The organism is Heyndrickxia faecalis, assembly GCF_040267745.1.
In the GTDB taxonomy this organism is placed as follows: domain Bacteria; phylum Bacillota; class Bacilli; order Bacillales; family Bacillaceae_C; genus Weizmannia; species Weizmannia faecalis.
On the sequence record NZ_CP158453.1, the window covers coordinates 2,203,167 to 2,223,488 of the forward strand.

Genomic DNA, 20,322 nt, shown 5'->3' on the forward strand with positions numbered 1-20,322 from the left:
CCCACTTAAAAACCCGGGAGAGTCCCGGGTTATTTCGGTAAAACTTGGCAAACGGTAAACCGTTCTTCTTCAAAAAAAGCTTCCGCCGTTTCCAGCACATCACTGAACCGGATTTGTTCAAGCGCAGGGACGACGTCAAATAAATTCATATCATTAAACGCATATCTTGTAAACTGGTTGGCGATAAATTCAGGTAAGTTCAGCTGGCGCAGGAATCCCCCAATTTTTTTCTTTTTCGTCCGTTCAAGCGCTTCTTCCGCCAAACCTTTTCCTTCTTTTGCCGCAATCATCACCTCTTTCAGCCGTTTTGCCAAAAGGTCCGGATCTTTCGTATCCCCTCCGGCCATCGCAAATCCAAATCCCTGCTCCTGCGAATAGTCAAAAGAAAAACTGGTGTCGATCAGGCCGTCATTGTACAACGCATTGTACGCATCTGAACTGCGCCCGAACAGCATGTCAAGGAGAAGATTGACCACAAGTTCGTTCTTTTGCATTTCAGCGCCGCGCTGGCTCGTATGAAGTGCCTTAACGCCAACAAGGCATTTTGGAATCTGCACATTCATATGCAATTTCTGCTCTTTTTCGGCCGCCTGTGCCGGTTCTTCCGGAAAACGTCTTTTAATCTCCGGTGCTTTTTCGTACTTTTTCTTCGCCTGGTTTTCTCTCATAAAAGAAAGAACCTCATCCGGCGATACATTTCCGACGACAAACAGCAACATATTGCTTGGATGATAAAATGTATGGTAACACTCGTACAATTGCTCCGCGGTGATTTTTGCGATCGAGTCAACCGTGCCGGCAATGTCAATTTTTACTGGGTGATTTGCATATAAATTTTCAATCAGGCCGTAATACAGCCGCCAGTCCGGGGTGTCATTGTACATCATGATTTCCTGGCCGATAATTCCCTTTTCTTTTTCAACCGTCTGTGCGGTAAAATACGGCGTTTGCACCATATCGACCAGCGTTTCCAGGTTTTTCATCACCTGATCGGTGCTTGAAAACAGATAGGCCGTCCGGTTAAAACTTGTAAAAGCATTGGCGGATGCGCCCTGCCGGCTAAATTGCTGAAACACATCCCCGTCTTCTTTTTCAAACATTTTATGTTCGAGAAAATGGGCAATGCCGTCCGGGACCCGCACAAAATCGCTTTTTCCAAGCGGGACAAACGTGTTGTCAACAGAACCGTATTTTGTCGTAAACGTGACAAATGTTTTGTTAAACCCGCGCTTCGGGAGCACATAGACTTTTAATCCGTTATCAAGTGTTTCACCGTAAAGCGTTTCGCCAAGCTGGCTGAATTGTTGGGTTTCCATTTATTTCCCCTCCATTCCGGACAAGAAGTAGATCGTATCGGGTTCAATTTTTGCCGCCACTTTCACAATCTCCCCTTTTCCGACTGCCTTGATTTCCCTTATCCAGTCTTCCACGCCGGTCTTGGTGCCGGCAATGACGTTATGGTACAAAATTTCAACGAGGCCGCGGGATGTATCCGTTGACTCAAGCAGCTGGTTGCGGATAACGGCTTTCGTTTGCCCGATTTCCTGCTCACTGAAATCGCCGTTTTTCATTGCTTCCAGCTGTTTTTCAATAATGGAGACGGCCTTGTCAAAATTCGCGGATTCGATGCCGCTCATCACCATCATGAGCCCTTTATGGCTCTCGATCTGGCTCGCGACATAATAGCAAAGGCTTTCTTTCTCCCGTACATTCAGGAAAAGCTTGGAGTGGGAAAAACCGCCGAAAATGCCGTTAAACATCTGGAGCGGAAAATAATCGCTGTCTCCGAACGTAATATTGGTGCGGTAGCCGATATTCAGCTTGCCCTGGCGGATATCCTGCGATTCTTTGATTTTTTTGACGCTGGAGACCTTTTGAAGCGTTCTTGCGGCAGCGCGTGTCGGCTCGCGGTCCGGAAAACGCAGGCATTCGCAAATGGCCGCAAGCCGGTCTTCATCGACATCACCTGTCACAAATAAGTCCAGTTCATCTTCCCGGATGGCTTTTTGATAATATTGATAAAGATCGGCAGGCGTGATGGCGTCCACATCATCAAGAACACCGTTTGCCTGCAGTGCGTACGGCTCTCCTTTGCACATTTCTTCAATCAGCCGCATGCTTGCATACCGCATTTTATCATCGTATACAGACTGGATCCGCTGTTTCAGCACCCGTTTTTCCTTTTCCACCGTTTGGCTGTCAAACTGCCCGCCGTCTGCATGCGGGTTCAGCAAAACTTCCGCCAAAAATTCAACCCCCCGTTGGAGCAGCGGTTCTGCATCCTGCAAAAACTTTTCGTTCGCAATTTCAATCGTAAAGGTTAGAATATGGTATTCCCCTTTTTTGGCCGTATCGACATAAAAATGAGCGCCGTACAAATCATCGAGATACGCCCTTAATTTTGCGGTCGTATTCAAACGCTTCGTGCTGCTTTGAAGCACATTCGGGAGCAGGGCCCGCAGCGTAACCGTGTCTTTTTCAAGCGGTGCTTTCATTTTCCATACAAGCGTATTCGTTTTGTATTTGTCCGTTTTGATGGTATGTAGTGTGTACCCTTTCATTTTGCGAACCGTCTCTTTTGAAATGGCCATATGGATCCTCCTTTTTCAACGAGCTTCGTGCCAATAGTAAAAGTATGCCTGACTAGGGGGTTGTTTAACCTGTAAATGCATTAATTTTACTATACAAGGGAGACAGGTGTCCCGGCAAGTTTTACGGCACATAAAGAAACCGGCACCAGGCGGGAAAAGCAGCCTGATGCCGGATGGAATAACCTAGCGTTCACCCTTGATATAAGGGACGCCGTCTGCTTTCGGGGCTTCCGCACGCCCGATGAATCCGGCGAGTGCCAGAATGGTCAGGACATACGGCGCAATGAGCAAATAAACGCTCGGGATTTCTTTCAAATACGGAATGCTGTTGCCAACGATGCTGAGGCTCTGTGCAAATCCGAAAAATAAAGCGGCCCCCATCGCGCCGAGCGGATTCCATTTGCCGAAAATCATCGCAGCCAGCGCCATATACCCTTGCCCTGAAATCGTCGAAGAACTGAAATTCAGGGTGATCGACTGTGCGTACACGGCCCCGCCGATTCCGCCGAATACACCGGATAAAAAGACGGCAAAGTAGCGCATTTTTACAACATTGATGCCCATCGTATCGGCCGCCATCGGATGTTCCCCGACCGAACGGAGGCGTAGGCCGAACGGCGTTTTGTAAAGGATAAACCAGACGAGAATCGCAATCAGGATGGCAATGTAAGAAGGGTATGTAATCCCCTGGAAAAACAGTTTGCCGATCCCGGGAATATGGCTGAGGCCGGGAACATCCACCTGCTGGAAATATTCGCTGATCGTATTGGTCTGGCCTTTCCCGTAAATGTTTTTGATGAGAAACATCGCGACGCCGAGCGCAAGGAAGTTAATCGCAACGCCGCTGACTGTCTGGTCGGCGCGGAAAGAAATGGATGCAGCCGCATGGATCAAGGCAAATAATCCGCCGACAAGCATCGCCACCACTACCGCGATCCACGGCGTCCAGGCGCCCAGGGCATGAGAAAACGTTAAATTAAAGACAATCGATATAAAAGCCCCCATGATCATTAACCCTTCAAGGCCGATGTTCACCACGCCGGAACGTTCGGAGAAAACGCCCCCCAAAGCAGTAAAAATAAGCGGTGCTGCAGATAGTAAAGACGCCGAAATAATGATTTCCAAAGCGGTCATAAAATGCATTTTATTTCGCCTCCCTTTTCAAACGGGCCAGGGACCATTTGATGATATAGCCGGATGCGACAAAAAGAATAATCAAAGCAATGACAATGTTGACCAGCTCATTCGGCACGTTGGCATCGACCGGCATGTTCAGCGAGCCGACTTTTAAAGCGCCGAATAAAACAGCTGCGATTAAAACGCCGGGCGCTGTATTCCCGCCGAGCAGCGCCACTGCAATACCGTCAAACCCGATGCCGGAGAAGTTAGATTGCAAAAAGGCAAAGCCGTAATTCCCGAGCCCTTCCATTGCGCCGCCGAGCCCGGCAAAAGCACCGGAGATGACCATAGAAAGGATAATGCTGCGATTCACACTCATGCCAGCGTATTCGGATGCGCTCTGGTTAAACCCGACCGATTTCAGTTCAAAGCCGAGCGTGGTCTTTTCAATGATAAACCACATCACCACAACAGCAACCAAAGAAAGGTAAATGCCATTGTGCAAAGTGGAAAAGTCAGTAATCTTCTGAAAAAACGGAGACGAAAGCGATGCCGAATGATGAATATGCGGTGTCGTATCCTGCTGTTTTGAAAGCACATTCCGGATTAAATAGTTGGATGTGTGCAGCGCAATATAATTCATCATAATGGTCACAATCACTTCGTGCACCCTGAGCCGCGCTTTCAAAAGGCCGGGAATGAATCCCCAAAATGCCCCGGCGCAGCAGGCGGCAAGTATCGCGAGCGGCAAGTGGATCACTTTTGGCAGATCAAAAGCAACGCCGACCCAGACAGCCGCAATCCACCCGACGATCAGCTGGCCTTCAGCCCCGATATTAAACAGCCCGGTCCGGAACGCAAAGGCAATGGCAAGCCCCGCAAAAATATAAGGCGTTGCAAGCCGCAGCGTTTCGCCGACGTAAAAAGCCTGGCCGAAAGCGCCGTTCCAGAGTGCAATATATCCATCCACCGGGTTATAGCCGCTGACAAGCATAATCAATGCGCCTGCCAAAAGTCCGAGAATGACAGACACGACAGGGATCAGAAGGTTCAATGTTCGGTTAGACATTGGTTTGTTCACCTTCCCTTTCTTTTTTGGAACCGGCCATCAAGAGCCCGAGCTCCTGTTCTGTCGTCTGCTTCGGATCGACAATATCAATGATGGCTCCTTCGTAGATGACGGCAATCCGGTCACTTAAGTTCATAATTTCATCCAGTTCAAACGATACAAGCAGGACAGCCTTTCCGTGGTCTCGCTGTTCAATCAGCCGCCTGTGGATAAACTCAATTGCCCCGACATCAAGCCCGCGGGTCGGCTGTGCCGCAATCAAAAGGTCCGGATCGCGGTCCACTTCACGCCCGATGATCGCTTTCTGCTGGTTTCCCCCTGAGAGCGCCCGCGCTTTTGTAAATTCGCTTGGGGTACGGACATCGAATTCTGCAATAATCGATTTTGCCTTTTTATAAATTTCTTTGTAATTTAAGATACCGTTACGGGACATTGGGTTTTTGTAATACGTTTGCAGCACCATGTTTTCCCCGATCGTATAATCGAGTACAAGCCCGTATTTATGCCTGTCCTCGGGAATATGGGAGACGCCCGCTTCCGTTACTTTGCGCGGCCTTAAGTTCGTAATGTTTTTACCGTTCAGGCGGACCGTGCCGCTGTCTGCTTTTCTGAGCCCTGTAATCGCTTCAATCAGCTCTGACTGCCCGTTACCGTCCACACCGGCAATACCGACAATTTCGCCGGCCCTGACCGTTAAATCCAGCCCTCTGACCGCTTCCACCCCGCGTGAATCTTTCACATGCAATTGCTCGATTTCAAGCACATTTTGTCCCGGGCGGCCCTCCGTTTTTTCCGTCTTGAAAAGGACATCTCGCCCGACCATTAAATGGGCGAGCTCCTGCGGGTTTGTATCTTGGACATTGAGCGTCCCGATGCCCTTCCCTTTGCGGATGACGGTAACCCTGTCGCATACTTCCATAATTTCTTTCAATTTGTGGGTAATTAAAATGATGGATTTTCCTTCCTGGATCAGCGTCTTCATGATGCCGATCAGTTCATGGATCTCCTGTGGCGTAAGCACGGCCGTTGGTTCGTCAAAAATAAGGATTTCTGCGCCCCGGTACAGCGTTTTTAAAATTTCCACCCGCTGCTGCATACCGACGGAAATATCTGAAATTTTCGCTTGCGGATCCACATCCAGCCCGTAACGGTCGGAAATTTCCCGGACTTGCTGTTCCGCTTTTTTGATATCGATGGTAAAGGATTTTTTCGGTTCCTTGCCGAGGATAATATTTTCAGTCACCGTAAACTTATCAATGAGCATAAAATGCTGATGAACCATGCCGATGCCGAGATCATTTGCGACATTCGGATCTGTAATGTTCACTTTCTGGCCGTTTACACGGATTTCTCCCTTTTCCGGCTGATACAGCCCGAAAAGCACATTCATTAACGTCGACTTTCCGGCGCCGTTTTCTCCAAGCAGCGCGTGGATTTCTCCTTTTTTTACCTGCAGGGTGATGTCATCGTTCGCAACAATTCCCGGAAATTCTTTGCGAATATGGAGCATTTCAATTACGTAATCCACCCTTTATCACTCCTTAACATTGGGGTATAAAGAAAGCAATCGTCATGGCGTCTTTAGACAGCAGCTTCGGGGAATCCGCCCTGCCTTTGTGGCTGAAATTGTTTCATTTTTTAAACATTTTTAACACGGGACCGGCAAAAACCAGTCCCGTGAGATGGATCGATTACTTCAATTTTGACGGAATGTTCACTTTCCCGTTAATGATCTTTTGTTTCCAGTCTTTCACGGCCGATTTCATTTCAGGCGTTAAATTGTCCTGTGTCGGCGCAATCCCGATGGCATCTTCTTTCAAGCCGTAAACAATATTTTTCCCACCCGGAAATTTGCCGTCCTTCGCTCTGGTCGATAAATCGATAACTGCCTTATCAACCCGTTTGACCATTGAAGTCAGTGTCACATTGTATTCCTTTCCTTTAACCGTTACCTTTCCTTCATCTGCCTGGTCGCGGTCCACACCGATCACCCAGACGTTTTTGTTCGGATCATTCTGTTTTATATTTTTCGCTTCTGTAAAGACGCCTTTCCCGCTGCCACCGGCTGCATGGTAAATCACGTCGATGCCAGATTTATACATTGCTGAAGCCATCGACTGTCCTTTGCTTGCATCATCAAACGAGCCGACATATTGAATTTGCACATTTGCTTTCGGATTGGCAGCTTTGACGCCCGCACGGAACCCGGCTGCGAATTTGTTGATCAAATCGCTGTCTGTCCCGCCGATAAATCCGATTTTATTGGTTTTTGTCGCCAGGCCTGCCACGACCCCGACAAGGAAGGAACCTTCTTGTTCTTTAAACGTAATGCTTGCCACATTTTTCTTTCCGGTAATGACATCGTCAATGATTGCGAAATTGGTATTTTTACGCTGATCCGCAATTTTTTCAATGGCCGGCTTCAGCTTATAGCCGACGCCGTAAACGAGGTCAAACTGGTTCCGGACGGCCGTGTTCAGATTTGTTGTGTAATCTGCATCCGATTTGGATTGCAAATAGTCAAAGCCGCCTTTACCTTTTGATAAGTGATTGTCCTTCCCGAACTGCTGCAAGCCTTCCCATGCCGACTGGTTAAAAGAACGATCGTCAATTCCGCCCGTATCGGTTACGAGTGCAGCGGTAAACTTGTCCTTACCCTTGCTTGCGGAATTGTCGCTCTTTGTGCCGCATGCGCCGAGAATCGTCCCTGCTGCCAGGACAGCGGCAAGAGCCAAACCAAATTTACGTTTTTTCACTTTTGTTCCCCCCGGGAAAGTTATTTTTGGATAACAGTCTTTAGAAACAGCCCATTATCCTGCTTACCGACATAAATATATCATTTTTTAATTGCGAAAGAAACATAAATTTATATTTTTGTCGAAAATAGTAAAACCTGCGCGCACCGCGGCGTTTTGTGGCCGCTAAGGTGCGCGCAGGTTTTTTCTTTGGCGTGCTATGAGCTCTGTTCTTCCGACGGCTTCGGGATTAAAACCGCACGTGGCTTGCTGCCTTCATACGGCCCGACAACCCCTCTTGCTTCCATTGCATCAATCAGCCGCGCCGCCCTTGTATAGCCAATCCGGAAACGGCGCTGCAACATGGAGACGGAAGCGGTCTGCATTTCCGAGATTAAGAGAACCGCTTCATCATATAATTCATCGTCGAAATCCGGCTGGTCCTGAGGCTCTTCCGGAATCATCTCTTCCTGATACTGTGCTTTTTGCTGGGAAATGACGAAATCCACGACTTCTTCAACTTCTTCATCGGAAAGATAAGCGCCCTGGACGCGTACCGGTTTGGAAGCCCCAACCGGCAAAAACAGCATGTCCCCGCGGCCAAGCAGTTTTTCCGCGCCACCCGTATCCAAAATCGTTCTCGAGTCAGTCGCCGAAGACACGGCAAAAGCGATTCTTGACGGGATGTTCGCTTTAATGACACCGGTAATGACATCAACAGACGGCCGTTGTGTGGCAATAATCAGATGAATACCTGCCGCCCGCGCCATTTGCGACAGCCGCGTAATGGAATCTTCCACATCGCCGCTTGCCACCATCATTAAATCGGCAAGCTCATCGATAATGACAACGATATAAGGCAAAAGCGGCTGCTTGTCCCCTGTTTCGATGTTGCTTTTTTTAATATGATCGTTGTATCCTTCGATGTTGCGTGTGCCGGTATGGGAAAAAAGCTCATACCTCCGCTCCATCTCATTCACGACTTTTTTCAGCGCCTGGGAAGCTTTTTTCGGATTGGTCACAACCGGTGCAAGCAAATGCGGGACACCGTTATAAACATTCAATTCGACCATTTTCGGGTCAATCATCATCATTTTCACTTCATGCGGTTTGGCGCGCATTAAGATGCTCGTAATGATCCCGTTAATGCACACGCTTTTCCCGCTCCCCGTTGCGCCGGCCACAAGCAGGTGAGGCATTTTATTCAGCTCTGCGAGTACCGCCTGCCCTGTAATATCCCGGCCCAGCCCGATCTGCAGTTTTGCCTGCGGGTTATTTTCCTTTCCTTCAAGCACTTCCCTGAGCGATACGACCGCGATTTCCTTATTCGGGACTTCGATGCCGATCGCTGATTTTCCCGGGATCGGCGCTTCCATCCGAATATCTTTCGCCGCCAGCGCAAGGGCAATGTCGTCACTTAAACTGACAATCTTGCTGACTTTCACGCCGACATCAGGGTGCACTTCGTATTTTGTAACGGCAGGACCTAAATGCACCTGTGTTACACGCGCCTTAACCCCGAAGCTTTGGAAAGTCCGTTCGAGTTTTGCCGCATTGGCATGGATTGCTTTATATTCGCTGCTCTGGTCCGCTGCCCGCGGCCTATTTAACAGCGTCAGGGGCGGCAATTGATAGTCTTCATTTTCATATTCCGTAAACTGGATCGGAGGCGTATGGTCCTCTTCCGCTTCTGTATCCGGCGTTTCCGGCTGCGCTTCTTCCGCTTGCGGAGCCGTGCCGGCATACTGCTCCGTAAAGCTGGAAATAATCGGGGGAGGCGTTTCCTCGCCTGCCGGTCCGGCATCCCCGTCGCTGACTTCCCCGTCTGCGGAGGCGGATTGCGGCTGCGACGGCGCTTTCTGCCGTTTCTTTTCCTGTTTTTCTTTTTTAGCTTCCCGCCATGCCTGGAACTCTGTTTTCATCTGGTTCCATTGCTTTTTTAAAAACAGCCAGAGCCCTTCCAATGCCTTTTCCACATACGGGCTTACAGGCTTGCCCGTTAAAAGCATCAGAGCGATGAGCGCGAGTAAAACGCAAATGATTTTCGTACCCGCCGAGTCAAATAAAAAATGGGAGGCCGCATACAAAATTGCACCTGCCATGCCGCCGCCGATCTGCGTACTGAAAATATTGCCGTGCACATCCCCGCCGAGCACAAGCTTCCACCAGATCTGCTCTTCCTGATGCCAGATCCTGATCGTATTTTCGACCGCGCTGTTGCCGGACAGTTCATGCGCATTTGCCAATGACCCGATAAGCCGCTCATGGCAGTATAGGAGGGCGCTCGCAAATAATAAATAAAAACCGGTCATGCGGACAGTGAAAAATGCAGGCCATGCCCGTTTAATCATGAGAAAAACGCTGAGCACGACCAGAGAGGCAACCGCAACCCAGTACAGCCGGCCGAAGAAAAACCGGAAGAACAGAATCAGGGTTGTGCCCGTTTTGCCGATATGGTAAAGGGTAAAAATGCCGAGCGTAAGCAGGATAATACCGAGCAGCTCAAACTTTAAATCTATCTTGATTTGTTCAGCAGCTTTTTTTCTTCTGCGCCGCTTTTTTTTCGCCATATAACCACCTTCGATAGTGAAAACGTATTTTTCAGTCTTGCCTGCCGGAACGGGATGCAAGAAAGCAGCCTGTGTGGCTGCTTGTTTTAACATATTATAGCATATTTGCGGCCCGGGTGGTTTACGGTCCGAAATGGCGGATCACATTTCCGGGTGCAAGCTCCGGATTCAGATAGTCGAAAGGATTGGAGCTGAGAATGCGGGTAATCCGGTACCCTTCATCAAGCTGCTCTGCCAGTACCGGCACGCCTTTTACGTTTAACATTTTAATTTTATTCCAGGCGTTTGCATCTTCAGGAAAAATCAGCTCCTGCGGCATCATCGTATAGAGAATCATTGGATCAGCCCCTCTTTCCCTTTTTCATCCCGGTATTTTTCAATGAGGCTGTTTAATTTGCCAAGCGCTTTGCCAATCCCGCCCACTTCATCAATCAAACCGTACTGGACGGCTTCCTGACCGACAATATTGGTGCCGATATCCCTAGTCAAATTCCCTTTCGCAAACATTAAGTCTTTAAAAACCTCTTCTTCCACATGCGAATGCCGCGTTACAAACTTGATCACCCGTTCCTGCATTTTATCCAGATATTCAAACGTTTGCGGGACGCCAATGACAAGGCCTGTGAGCCGGATCGGATGAATCGTCATCGTCGCGGTTTCAGCAATAAAGGAATACGAACAGGATACAGCGATCGGCACGCCGATGGAATGCCCCCCGCCGAGCACAATCGAAACAGTGGGTTTGGAAAGGGAAGCAAGCATTTCGGAAATGGCAAGCCCGGCTTCCACGTCCCCTCCGACCGTGTTCAGAATGACGAGCACCCCTTCAATTTTTGGATTTTGTTCAATCGCCACAAGCTGGGGGATCATATGCTCATACTTTGTCGTTTTATTTTGGGGCGGCAGCTGCAGATGCCCTTCAATCTGGCCGACGATGGCCAGGCAGTGGATATTGGAGTCCTGCCCAAGCTGCGGTACATTTGTCTGGCCGAGCTGCTGGATTTTCTCTACAAGCGCGGATGCCGCATTTCCTTCTTTCGGTTCTTCTTTATTCGGTTGCTGGTCGCTCATTTTTCTAAAACCCCTTTTTGCCTGTAATGTAAGGGCGTGACGCCTTTACGCCTTATTATTTGCATGGAAGGGGTTTTCATACGGAAGCCCCGCGGTTTCCGGAACCGGAAGCGGGGCTTTGCTTTGCATTTTTAATGGTGCACCAGGCGGGCCTTGTGCCGCAATGAGCGCGGGCACGCGGGAACCCCCGCCACGCTCTCTGTCGTTTAAGCATCAAACTTCCATAATAATTGGCAGGATCATCGGGCGCCTTTTCGTCTGTTCATATAAAAAGGAGCTGAGATGGTCGCGGATCCCCTGTTTAATACTCGTCCAGTCAAAAGCTTCCTGTGACGTGTTCTGCTCCACCACTTCTTTTACGATGTTGGACGAATGGCTGATCAGCTTTTCGGATTCGCGGACATAGACGAACCCGCGCGAGATAATTTCAGGGCCGGCAGCCAGTTTTTTATGCTTTTTATCAAGCGTGACGACGACAACCAATATCCCGTCCTGGCTTAAAAGTTTCCGGTCCCGCAATACAATATTGCCGACATCGCCAACGCCGATTCCGTCAATGAGAATATTGCCGGAAGCAACCCGGCCGCTCGCTTGGAATTTGCCGTGCTTGTATTCCAATACTTCCCCGTTGCTGGAGATAATGACTGACTCTTTCGGCATCCCCGTTTTGTACGCCAGTTTTGCATGGGCATACAGGCTCCTGTATTCCCCCTGGATCGGGACAAAGTATTTAGGCCTCATTAAATCAAGCATCAGCTTTAAATCTTCCTGACAGCCGTGGCCGGTCACATGAATTTTCCGGTCGCCCGCGTAAACATCGGCTCCTGCACGGTACAGCATGTCGATCGTTTTCGCCATGAACAGTTCCAGCCCCGGAGACGGCGTTGTGGCAAGGATAACCGTATCCCCTTTTTGAATATTGACCTGCTTATGGTTCTTTTTCGCCATTTTCTGGAGGACGAGAAACGGTTCCCCCTGGCTCCCTGTTGTCAAAATTGCCAGTTCTTCGTCCCGGTATTTTGAAATTTGTTGGAGCGGGATGATGAGATCCTCTGTCCGGGCCTGCAAGTATCCCAATTTTAATGCAATTTTATATATTTTTTCAAGATAATTTCCGACAAACGCAACTTTGCGGCCGGTAGCAGAAGCCGCATCGAGCACTTGCTGCACCCTGATTAAATTCGAGGCAAAGCTGGCGATAATAATCCGGCCCTTCGCATCGTAGAAAGCATCCGTTATTTCTTCCGCCACAACAGACTCATGGGTCGTGTACCCTGGATGTTCCGCTTCCGTGCTGTCGGATAGTAACAGCAGCACGCCTTCTTCACCGATTTTCGACATTTTTCCGATTTCCGAACGATAATGCCCGCCCAGTTCCTGGTCAAATTTAAAATCGCCGGTATACACAATATTGCCTTCCGATGTGGAAATGCAAATGCCGACCGAGTCGGGAATGCTATGCGTTGTTTTGAAAAAGTGAATATCGCAAGCATCAAAATGGAGAACCGTGTCGGCATTGATTTCCGTAAAGCGGATATGCTTTTTCACTTTTAATTCCTTCAATTTTTCTTTCGCCAGCGCGACGGTAAACTTTGTGGCATACACCGGCACGTTCAATTTCATCAGGATATACGGCAGGGCACCAATCGCATCCTCATGCCCGTGTGTCAGGAAAATCCCTTTTATCCGCTGCCTGTTTTCCATTAAATACGTAAAATCCGGGATGACGATATCGATCCCGAGCATTTCGTCTTCCGGCAGCATCAGCCCGGCATCGAGCACAAACAGGTCCTCTCCGGTTTCCACCACGTACATATTCTTTCCGATTTCACCAATTCCTCCTAAAGGAATGACTTTAATGGTTTCGTTTTTTTCCTTACGCAAAATTCTTTTCCTCCTGTGTTGTCTGAAATTCTAGAGCAGGAATCACGTTTCTTTTTGATAGATCGCAAAGGATTGCCGGATTCCGTCCGATACGGCTTTGCACATATTCAAGTTTCCGGCATAAAAATAAGCGGCCGGCTCTCCCGCCGCATCCCTTTAAAAACGTCATGCCTGGCATGAGGCGCCCGCACGATCACTTGCACCGTTCCGGTTCTATCGAAAAAGACTTTCTGAGCCCGTAAAAATAAATTGCTGTCCGATCCTTTCTCTTATGTATAGCTTAACCGAAAAGGGTATATCCGGTCAATGAAGAGCGTGTGATATTTCTATCGACAAATGCTGCCCATTTCCGCTAATCTGCTGTTTACCGGAAGATTAGCGGAAACGGGGCCTGTTTTCCTTTCCCGAAGCCGGTATGGGATCACTTAAGCAAAAGAAAACGGCCCTGTCCGTTTTTCCGGAAGGGCCGTTTTTTTGCTTAAAGATCGCCAAGCAGGCGGTGAATGTTTTCCCGTTCTTCTTTTGTTAACGGAACGAGCGGGAGGCGGACGCCGCCGACATCCATCCCTTTTAATTGCAAAGCGGTTTTGACCGGTGCCGGATTAGGCGCCATAAACAGGCCGCGCATCAATGGAAGCAGCTTTTGATGCAGTTTTGCCGCTTTTGTTACATCCCCGGCAAAAAAGGCTTGCACCATTTCCTGTAGGGCCGGGCCGGCAACATGGGAAGCAACCGAAATCACACCCGCCCCACCGATTGAAAGCACGGGAATTGTCAGGCCATCATCCCCGCTGTACAATTCAAAATCATCCGGCGTACGGGCAATAATTTGCGCCATCGCATCCAAATCCCCGCTTGCTTCTTTTACCGCAACGATATTCGGGATTTTGGAAAGTTCGATGATCGTTCCCGGTTCAATATTGACAGCCGACCGGCCAGGGATGTTGTAAATGACAACCGGGAGGCTCGTGGATTCTGCAATCGCTTTGAAATGGGCATACATGCCAGCCTGGTTCGGCTTGTTATAATACGGGCCGACAGCCATAACGGCATCCACGCCGCATGATTCCGCACGCTTCGTCAATTCGATCGAAGCATACGTATTGTTGCTCCCTGTTCCGGCAATGACCGGTACCCGCCCGTCTGACGTTTTCACAACCTGCTTGAACAGCGCGGTTTTTTCCTCAGGCGAAAGTGTCGGGGATTCCCCCGTTGTTCCAGCAACAACCAAAGATTCTGTCCCGTTTTCAATTAAATAATCAACCAGCTTTGCCGCCTTTTGCAAATCCAGATTCCCTTTATGGTCAAAAGGCGTCACCATTGCCGTTGAAACTTTTCCGAAACGACTCATACTTACACTCCTCATCCTGCCAGGTTTTGCAAGTTGCAAGGTGAAAACACCCGGCAGAAAATCTTTCATTTTTTACGCATGAATTTCATACGTTTCCGTTTCGCTTTCTAAATTAAAGGCATCATGAAGGGCATTGACCGCTGTAACCAGATCTTCCTGCTTCACCAGCACCCAGATGGTTGTATGGCTGTCAGCAGACTGTAAAATCCGGATCCCTTTTTCGGAAAGCGCCGACACGATTTTATACGTGATACCCGGCACGCCCGCAATCCCGGCGCCGACAATCGATACTTTGGCGCAGTTCCGTTCAATTACCGGTTCATGCCCCAGTTTTTTCAGCACCGCTTCAGCCCGGTTTGCCACCTCTCCTGAAACCGTGTAGACAACGCTTGTCGGGGAAATATTGATAAAATCGACACTGATATTTTCAGCAGCCATCGCTTTAAACACAACCGTCTGCAAATCATACTGCCCGTCTTTTGCATATACTTTGATCTGTGAAACATTCGGTACATGCGCAATTCCGGTAACAGTGCGTTCTTTTATATCGGTCCCGAGTTTCTGACGGTGGCTTAAAGATGTGACAAGCGTACCGATATCGTCGGAATAAGTGGACCGGATGCGGATCGGCACTTTCGACTGCATCGCGATTTCAACGGCGCGCGGATGGATCACTTTTGCGCCCTGATAAGCCATATTGCAGACCTCGTTATACGTGACAACCTGAAGCTTCCGCGCATTTTCAGCAATCCGCGGGTCAGCTGTCATGATGCCTTCCACATCGGTAAAAATATCAATCCACTCCGCCTGAAGCGCAGCACCGAGCGCCGCAGCGGATGTGTCACTGCCCCCGCGTCCGAGCGTGGTGACGTCCCCGTTTTTTGCGGCTCCTTGAAATCCTGCAACGACGACAACATCGTGCAGTTTCAGTTCACGCAGGACACGGTCGCACTTCATGTCCGTGATTTTCGCATTGGTATGCTCCGCGTTCGTGTGGAAACCGGCTTGCGCACCGGTCAGGGCACACGCACTGATGCCGTGTGCGTTTAACATATTGGCAAACACAAGGCTGGAGATGATTTCGCCGGTTGACAACAGTAAATCCTGCTCACGCCTGCTTAAACAGGTGTCGGATCCGCCAACGAGTGACAGGAGCGTATCTGTTGCATACGGTTCCCCTTTGCGACCCATCGCCGAAACGACGGCAACCACCTTATAGCCTTCTTCCAGCGCTTTTTCTACATGATGTTTGGCATGCATTCTTGCATCATGATCCCGTACGGATGTGCCGCCGAATTTTTGGACAACGATTTTCAATGAAGAACACCTCTGTTATGAACTGATAAATAAGAACAGTGATTCCGGTAACGTGCGGGCTTTGCCGGCCGTTTTTTTGCCAAAGGCCGTTTTAAGGGCCGGCCGTTTTTAAACCGTTTCCTTCCCGGCCGGAAAGGAAACGGCATACGTGTCCATAAAATATATCAGGAAATGGAACCCTCTCCGATACCGGATTCCGGCATAACTTTTCTTTCCCTATATCTTATCACCAATATTGCAAAAAGGTCAGCCTAAATTGTCCACAAATCAGATGAGCCCCATCCTGATCAGGCTTTCCGCAATCTGGATGGAATTTGAGGCAGCGCCTTTCAGCAAATTGTCGGAAACAACCCACATATGGAATCCGTTGTCTTCATCCGGGTCTTTGCGGATCCGCCCGACAAATGTGTCATACTTGCCGACCGCATTGACGGCCATCGGGTAAATCTGTTCTTCGGGGCGGTCTTCCAGTACAACACCAGGTGCAGACGCGAGCACTTCCCGGATCTGCCCAGCATTTATGCCGTCCTTTTCGGTTTCAAAATAAACCGATTCCGAGTGGCCGGTTGCAACCGGAATCCGGACGCATGTGGCGGAAACTTTTAATTCCGGCATATGCATGATTTTTTTCGTTTCGTTGATCATTTTCATTTCTTCAAATGTAAAGCCGTTGTCCGTAAACACATCGATTTGCGGGATGGCATTAAACGCAATCTGGTAATGCTTTTTGTCACCTTTTACCGGCAGTACATGCGGCTCGTAAGTCTGCCCTTCAAGCAACGCCTTCGTCTCGTCGTTCAGCTCCTGGATGGCAGCCGCGCCCGAACCGGAGACAGCCTGGTACGTGGAAACGAGCACCCGCTTCAGGCCGAAATTTTTGCGGACGGGTTCCAACGCAACAACCATCTGGATCGTCGAGCAGTTCGGATTGGCGATGATGCCGTTATGTTTTTGAATGTCTTCTTCGTTTACTTCCGGGACCACAAGCGGCACTTCTGGGTCCATGCGGAAGGCGCTCGTATTGTCAATGACAATTGCCCCGCGTTTCACCGCTTCCGGTGCAAACTTTTTCGACACGCTCCCGCCTGCGCTGAAAAGGGCGATATCCACTCCTTCAAAGCTTTCCGGCACCGCTTCTTGGACCGTAATTTCTTCCCCGTTTACCGTTATTTTTTTGCCGGCGGAACGCGAAGATGACAGCAGCGTCAATTTGTTATACGGAAATTTGCGGTTTACCAAAGTTTTAATCATTTGCTGGCCGACAGCGCCGGTTGCCCCGACAACAGCTACGTGATAACCTGATGTGTTTGCCATTGGCGTATTCCCCTTCCAATTCCAAAACCAAATTCATTTTTATAGCTATTATTGTATCACAAGTCTTCCGGCACCGTGTGTATTTTTTTAATTTTAAATCGGTTTCAATTTGATTTTCCGTCGCGGAAACGTTCGACAATGACAGGCTGGATTTGTTTCCCCTCGAGTGCAAGCGAAACCGTATCGACAAGGGCAGTCATTCTCGCCACCATTGAATTCGGTTTGTTGACCGGGTCGTCCTGCCCGTACGGAATAAAATAGATGTTTTTCGTTGCCATCAGCCGCATCAAATTCACGCCGTTTAATCCGAGCGCATCATTGGTCGAAATGCCGAGCACAACCGGTTTCAAATTGCGGAGCGTCGCTTTTGCCGCCATTAGCACTGGGGAATCAGTGAGTGCATTAGCCAGCTTGCTCATCGTAAATCCGGTCAGGGGCGCAATCACCATGCAGTCAAGCGGCAAGGTTGGCCCGAGCGGCTCGGCTTCAACAATCGAATCAATCGCTTTTTGCCCGGTGCATTTTTCGATTTTTTCCACCCATTCCGAGCCTTTGCCGAATCTTGTATCCGTCGTTTTCACTGTGTGCGTGACAACCGGGATGACTTCTGCCCCCAATGCCACGAGCTTTTCAATTTCAGGAAAAACAGCCGCGTAAGTGCAATGGGAGCCGGTTAAGCCGAAGCCGATTCTTTTACCCTTTACATCCATGGCGATGACCCCTTTCTTTTTAAAACGTCTTCTTCAATCAGCCGGCCGAGCACATTTCCGAGTATCCGCCCAGCTGTTTTTGGCGCGACAATGCCGGGCAGGCTCGGTGCCAGCATCGCTTTAATGCCGCGCTTTTCGGCATATCGGAAATCCGTCCCGCCCGGTTTGGAGGCAATATCCAGAATGAGCGTATGCGAAGGCATCTTTTGGATAACGGATGCATTGACGATCAAGTGTGGAACCGTATTAATGCAGATGTCAATGTCTTTTACTTCCTGTTCAAGATCGTTTAAATGAAAAGGCGCAAGTCCCATCTCCGTTATCCTCGCAAGATGTTCGCTTTTTCTCGCGCCGACTTTCACCTTCGCACCGAGATAGTGGAAAGCACGGGCAACGCTCATTCCGACCCTGCCAAGGCCGAGGACGGCAACGTTTGAGCCGTGAATCGTAAATTCCGTGTTCTGGATGGCCATCATGATCGTTCCTTCAACGGTCGGAATCGAATTATAGATGGCCACATCGTCCCGTTCGAATAGTTTCACAAGGCGGCGGCCCGCTTTTTTCGCAATTTGTTCCAAATAAGGATTACTGATGCCGGTATAGATTGTAAAATAAGGCGGCGTTTCAGCCAGCATATCACCGGTCAGCACAACTTCTTCGTTTGAAAAAATCAAATCGATTTTCCCGTCATCCGCTGTCCCGGTAATCGGCAAAATGACGCAATCCATTTCCGAAAACCGGATATCTTTAAATTTTTCTTTCGTGACGCCGGAATACACAAAATCAAGCTGTTCAAATCCGATCAATGAAATTTTCGCATCGAGATCCGCAAGTTTCCGGATCACTTCCAATTGGCGCGCATCTCCGCCTATGATGGCAATTTGGACGCCGGTCAACAAATGCCTCACCTTCTTTTCCATGTGCATGGGGAATTCCCCATATCTTATGGCGGCAGCATGTTTTTTGTGAAAAAAGGCAAAGAAAAATGCCGGAATACCCGGCATGCTTCTTTGCCTTTTTAATAGCTGTACTGGTTTTCAGGCACTTCCAAAATCATCATATCGGCACCAATCGTTCTGATCCGGTTCCACGGGACGCGGATCTCGTTCGCCTGTTTTTTAAACCGCCTTCCGACCGGGATGATCAGGGCCTCCACTTTTCCGCTCGCTTCATCAATTTCAAGGTCCGTTGCGCCCAATACCCCGAGCCGTTCCGCTTTTTTAAAATCGACCATTTCTTTTCCGCTGAGTTCGCTGAGCCGCATATTCCCCCTTCTTTCTCTCATGGACTGATTCCATTTTATGCGGGGGATGGAAAAGATATGCCGTCTTTAAGACAACCGCTCCGGCAATTTTCCGTCCGGGCTGATTAAAGATGCCGAATACGGTTTGGAGAAAATCTCCCTCGCACAAGCATTGACTTTTTCCACGGTGACACGGTCGATTTCCTCGAGCATTTCATCAAGCGAACGGTGCTTCTTTAATAACAGTTCGTTCTTTCCGTTCCGGCTCATGCGGCTGTTCGTGCTTTCCAGGCTGAGCATGAGGTTCCCTTTTAACTGTTCCTTGCAGTTTCGCACTTCTTTTTCTGTTACCCCTTTTGCTTTCAGCGTCTGCAGCGTCTCCTGCACCGTCTCAAACAGCTCGTCCAATTGGGAGGCGCCCGTTCCGCCGTAAATCGTTAAAATGCCGCTGTCCTTATAGGCGGTATGGTAGGAATACACCGAATATGCAAGCCCCCGCTGTTCCCGCACATTTTGGAAAAGGCGGGAGGACATGCTGCCGCCTAATATATTATTCAGGACAATCAGCTCATAAATATCGTCACTGCCGATTTTCTTCCCCTCAAATCCGAGGCAGAGATGGGCCTGTTCTGTTTCTTTTTTGCGCGCAAGGTCATTCGTATGAAAAACGGCCGTTTCGCCGCCTGTCTCTTCCTTCCCGCCTTCATAGGAACCGAACAACGCTTCAATCTCCTTTACGAAAGACGGCAGCACATTGCCGGCAACGGAGACGACAACGCGGTCAGGGGTATACATATCATATACATATTGATGGAGATCGTCGCTCGTAAACGATGCAAGCGTTTCTTCCGTCCCTAAAATCGGATAGCCGAGCGGATGGTTTTCATAAATGGCCTTGCCAAGCAAATCGTGGACAATATCGTCCGGCGTATCTTCATACATTTTGATTTCTTCATTGACAACGCTTTTTTCGCGTTCCATTTCATCTTCTGAAAAAGTGGAGTGGAAAAACATGTCCGACAGAATTTCAAGCGCGAGCGGTGCATGCGTGTCGAGCACTTTCGCATAAAAGCATGTATATTCTTTCGACGTAAAAGCATTCACCTGGCCGCCAATGGCATCAAAGGCCTCGGCAATGTCTTTTGCGCTCCTTTTTTCCGTCCCTTTGAAAAACATATGCTCAAGAAAATGGGAAATGCCATTGTTTTTTTCATTTTCATTTCTCGAACCGGTGCCGATCCAAATGCCGATCGCAACCGAACGGACAGTTGGAATTTCTTCCAGTACAATCCTCAAGCCGTTATGGCAAGTATATTTTTGTATCATGTTGTGCCTCCTCGCAGTCTCA

General features: G+C 49.1%; 17 protein-coding genes. All 17 read right to left on the bottom strand.

Features of this window, described 5'->3' with window-relative positions; genetic code table 11:
- Nucleotides 1-29: 29 nt before the first annotated feature.
- The 17 genes from yfmH to ABR335_RS10810 all read right to left on the bottom strand — a co-directional run bounded on the left by yfmH (nucleotide 30) and on the right by ABR335_RS10810 (nucleotide 20,300).
- Entirely contained in the window at nucleotides 30-1,316 is a 1,287-nt protein-coding gene (gene yfmH / locus ABR335_RS10730) for an EF-P 5-aminopentanol modification-associated protein YfmH (RefSeq protein WP_017551553.1), read from the bottom strand.
- Nucleotides 1,317-2,591, bottom strand: coding sequence for an EF-P 5-aminopentanol modification-associated protein YfmF (gene yfmF / locus ABR335_RS10735; protein WP_014098509.1), 1,275 nt, complete (start codon nucleotides 2,589-2,591; stop codon nucleotides 1,317-1,319).
- Nucleotides 2,592-2,774: 183 nt separating this feature from the next.
- Nucleotides 2,775-3,734 (bottom strand): ABC transporter permease, encoded by a 960-nt coding sequence (locus tag ABR335_RS10740; protein ID WP_014098510.1) that lies wholly within the window; start codon nucleotides 3,732-3,734, stop codon nucleotides 2,775-2,777.
- Between the two features lies 1 nt (nucleotide 3,735).
- On the bottom strand, nucleotides 3,736-4,779 hold the full coding sequence (locus tag ABR335_RS10745; RefSeq protein ID WP_014098511.1) for an ABC transporter permease: 1,044 nt from the start codon (nucleotides 4,777-4,779) through the stop codon (nucleotides 3,736-3,738).
- Nucleotides 4,772-6,307 (bottom strand): ABC transporter ATP-binding protein, encoded by a 1,536-nt coding sequence (locus ABR335_RS10750; protein ID WP_014098512.1) that lies wholly within the window; start codon nucleotides 6,305-6,307, stop codon nucleotides 4,772-4,774. The genes ABR335_RS10745 and ABR335_RS10750 overlap by 8 nt, the downstream gene beginning before the upstream one ends.
- A 163-nt stretch (nucleotides 6,308-6,470) precedes the next feature.
- Nucleotides 6,471-7,535 carry a BMP family lipoprotein gene (locus tag ABR335_RS10755; protein ID WP_017551552.1) on the bottom strand — a complete coding sequence of 355 codons (1,065 nt, stop codon included), beginning with the start codon at nucleotides 7,533-7,535 and terminating at the stop codon, nucleotides 6,471-6,473.
- Between the two features lie 197 nt (nucleotides 7,536-7,732).
- Entirely contained in the window at nucleotides 7,733-10,084 is a 2,352-nt protein-coding gene (locus ABR335_RS10760; protein WP_014098514.1) for a DNA translocase FtsK, read from the bottom strand.
- A gap of 121 nt (nucleotides 10,085-10,205) precedes the next feature.
- Nucleotides 10,206-10,421 carry a YlzJ-like family protein gene (locus tag ABR335_RS10765; protein ID WP_014098515.1) on the bottom strand — a complete coding sequence of 72 codons (216 nt, stop codon included), beginning with the start codon at nucleotides 10,419-10,421 and terminating at the stop codon, nucleotides 10,206-10,208.
- Complete coding sequence (locus ABR335_RS10770) at nucleotides 10,418-11,155, bottom strand: ClpP family protease (RefSeq protein WP_014098516.1); 738 nt, start codon at nucleotides 11,153-11,155, stop codon at nucleotides 10,418-10,420. Before ABR335_RS10770 ends, ABR335_RS10765 begins: the two co-directional genes overlap by 4 nt.
- A 213-nt stretch (nucleotides 11,156-11,368) precedes the next feature.
- Nucleotides 11,369-13,039 carry a ribonuclease J gene (locus tag ABR335_RS10775; RefSeq protein ID WP_017551550.1) on the bottom strand — a complete coding sequence of 557 codons (1,671 nt, stop codon included), beginning with the start codon at nucleotides 13,037-13,039 and terminating at the stop codon, nucleotides 11,369-11,371.
- A gap of 478 nt (nucleotides 13,040-13,517) precedes the next feature.
- Nucleotides 13,518-14,390 carry a 4-hydroxy-tetrahydrodipicolinate synthase gene (gene dapA, locus ABR335_RS10780; protein WP_350346167.1) on the bottom strand — a complete coding sequence of 291 codons (873 nt, stop codon included), beginning with the start codon at nucleotides 14,388-14,390 and terminating at the stop codon, nucleotides 13,518-13,520.
- 72 nt (nucleotides 14,391-14,462) lie between these two features.
- Nucleotides 14,463-15,707, bottom strand: coding sequence for an aspartate kinase (gene dapG, locus ABR335_RS10785; RefSeq protein WP_017551547.1), 1,245 nt, complete (start codon nucleotides 15,705-15,707; stop codon nucleotides 14,463-14,465).
- Between the two features lie 267 nt (nucleotides 15,708-15,974).
- A complete protein-coding gene (locus ABR335_RS10790) occupies nucleotides 15,975-17,021 on the bottom strand; it encodes an aspartate-semialdehyde dehydrogenase (protein WP_026104627.1) in 1,047 nt (348 codons plus the stop codon).
- A 104-nt stretch (nucleotides 17,022-17,125) separates the two neighbouring features.
- Nucleotides 17,126-17,731 (bottom strand): dipicolinate synthase subunit B, encoded by a 606-nt coding sequence (locus ABR335_RS10795; RefSeq protein ID WP_014095403.1) that lies wholly within the window; start codon nucleotides 17,729-17,731, stop codon nucleotides 17,126-17,128.
- Nucleotides 17,722-18,630 carry a dipicolinic acid synthetase subunit A gene (gene dpaA, locus ABR335_RS10800; RefSeq protein WP_258435310.1) on the bottom strand — a complete coding sequence of 303 codons (909 nt, stop codon included), beginning with the start codon at nucleotides 18,628-18,630 and terminating at the stop codon, nucleotides 17,722-17,724. The genes ABR335_RS10795 and dpaA overlap by 10 nt, the downstream gene beginning before the upstream one ends.
- Before the next feature lie 119 nt (nucleotides 18,631-18,749).
- On the bottom strand, nucleotides 18,750-18,995 hold the full coding sequence (locus ABR335_RS10805; protein ID WP_014095405.1) for a YlmC/YmxH family sporulation protein: 246 nt from the start codon (nucleotides 18,993-18,995) through the stop codon (nucleotides 18,750-18,752).
- A 66-nt stretch (nucleotides 18,996-19,061) separates the two neighbouring features.
- A complete protein-coding gene (locus tag ABR335_RS10810; protein ID WP_014095406.1) occupies nucleotides 19,062-20,300 on the bottom strand; it encodes a M16 family metallopeptidase in 1,239 nt (412 codons plus the stop codon).
- Nucleotides 20,301-20,322: the final 22 nt, after the last annotated feature.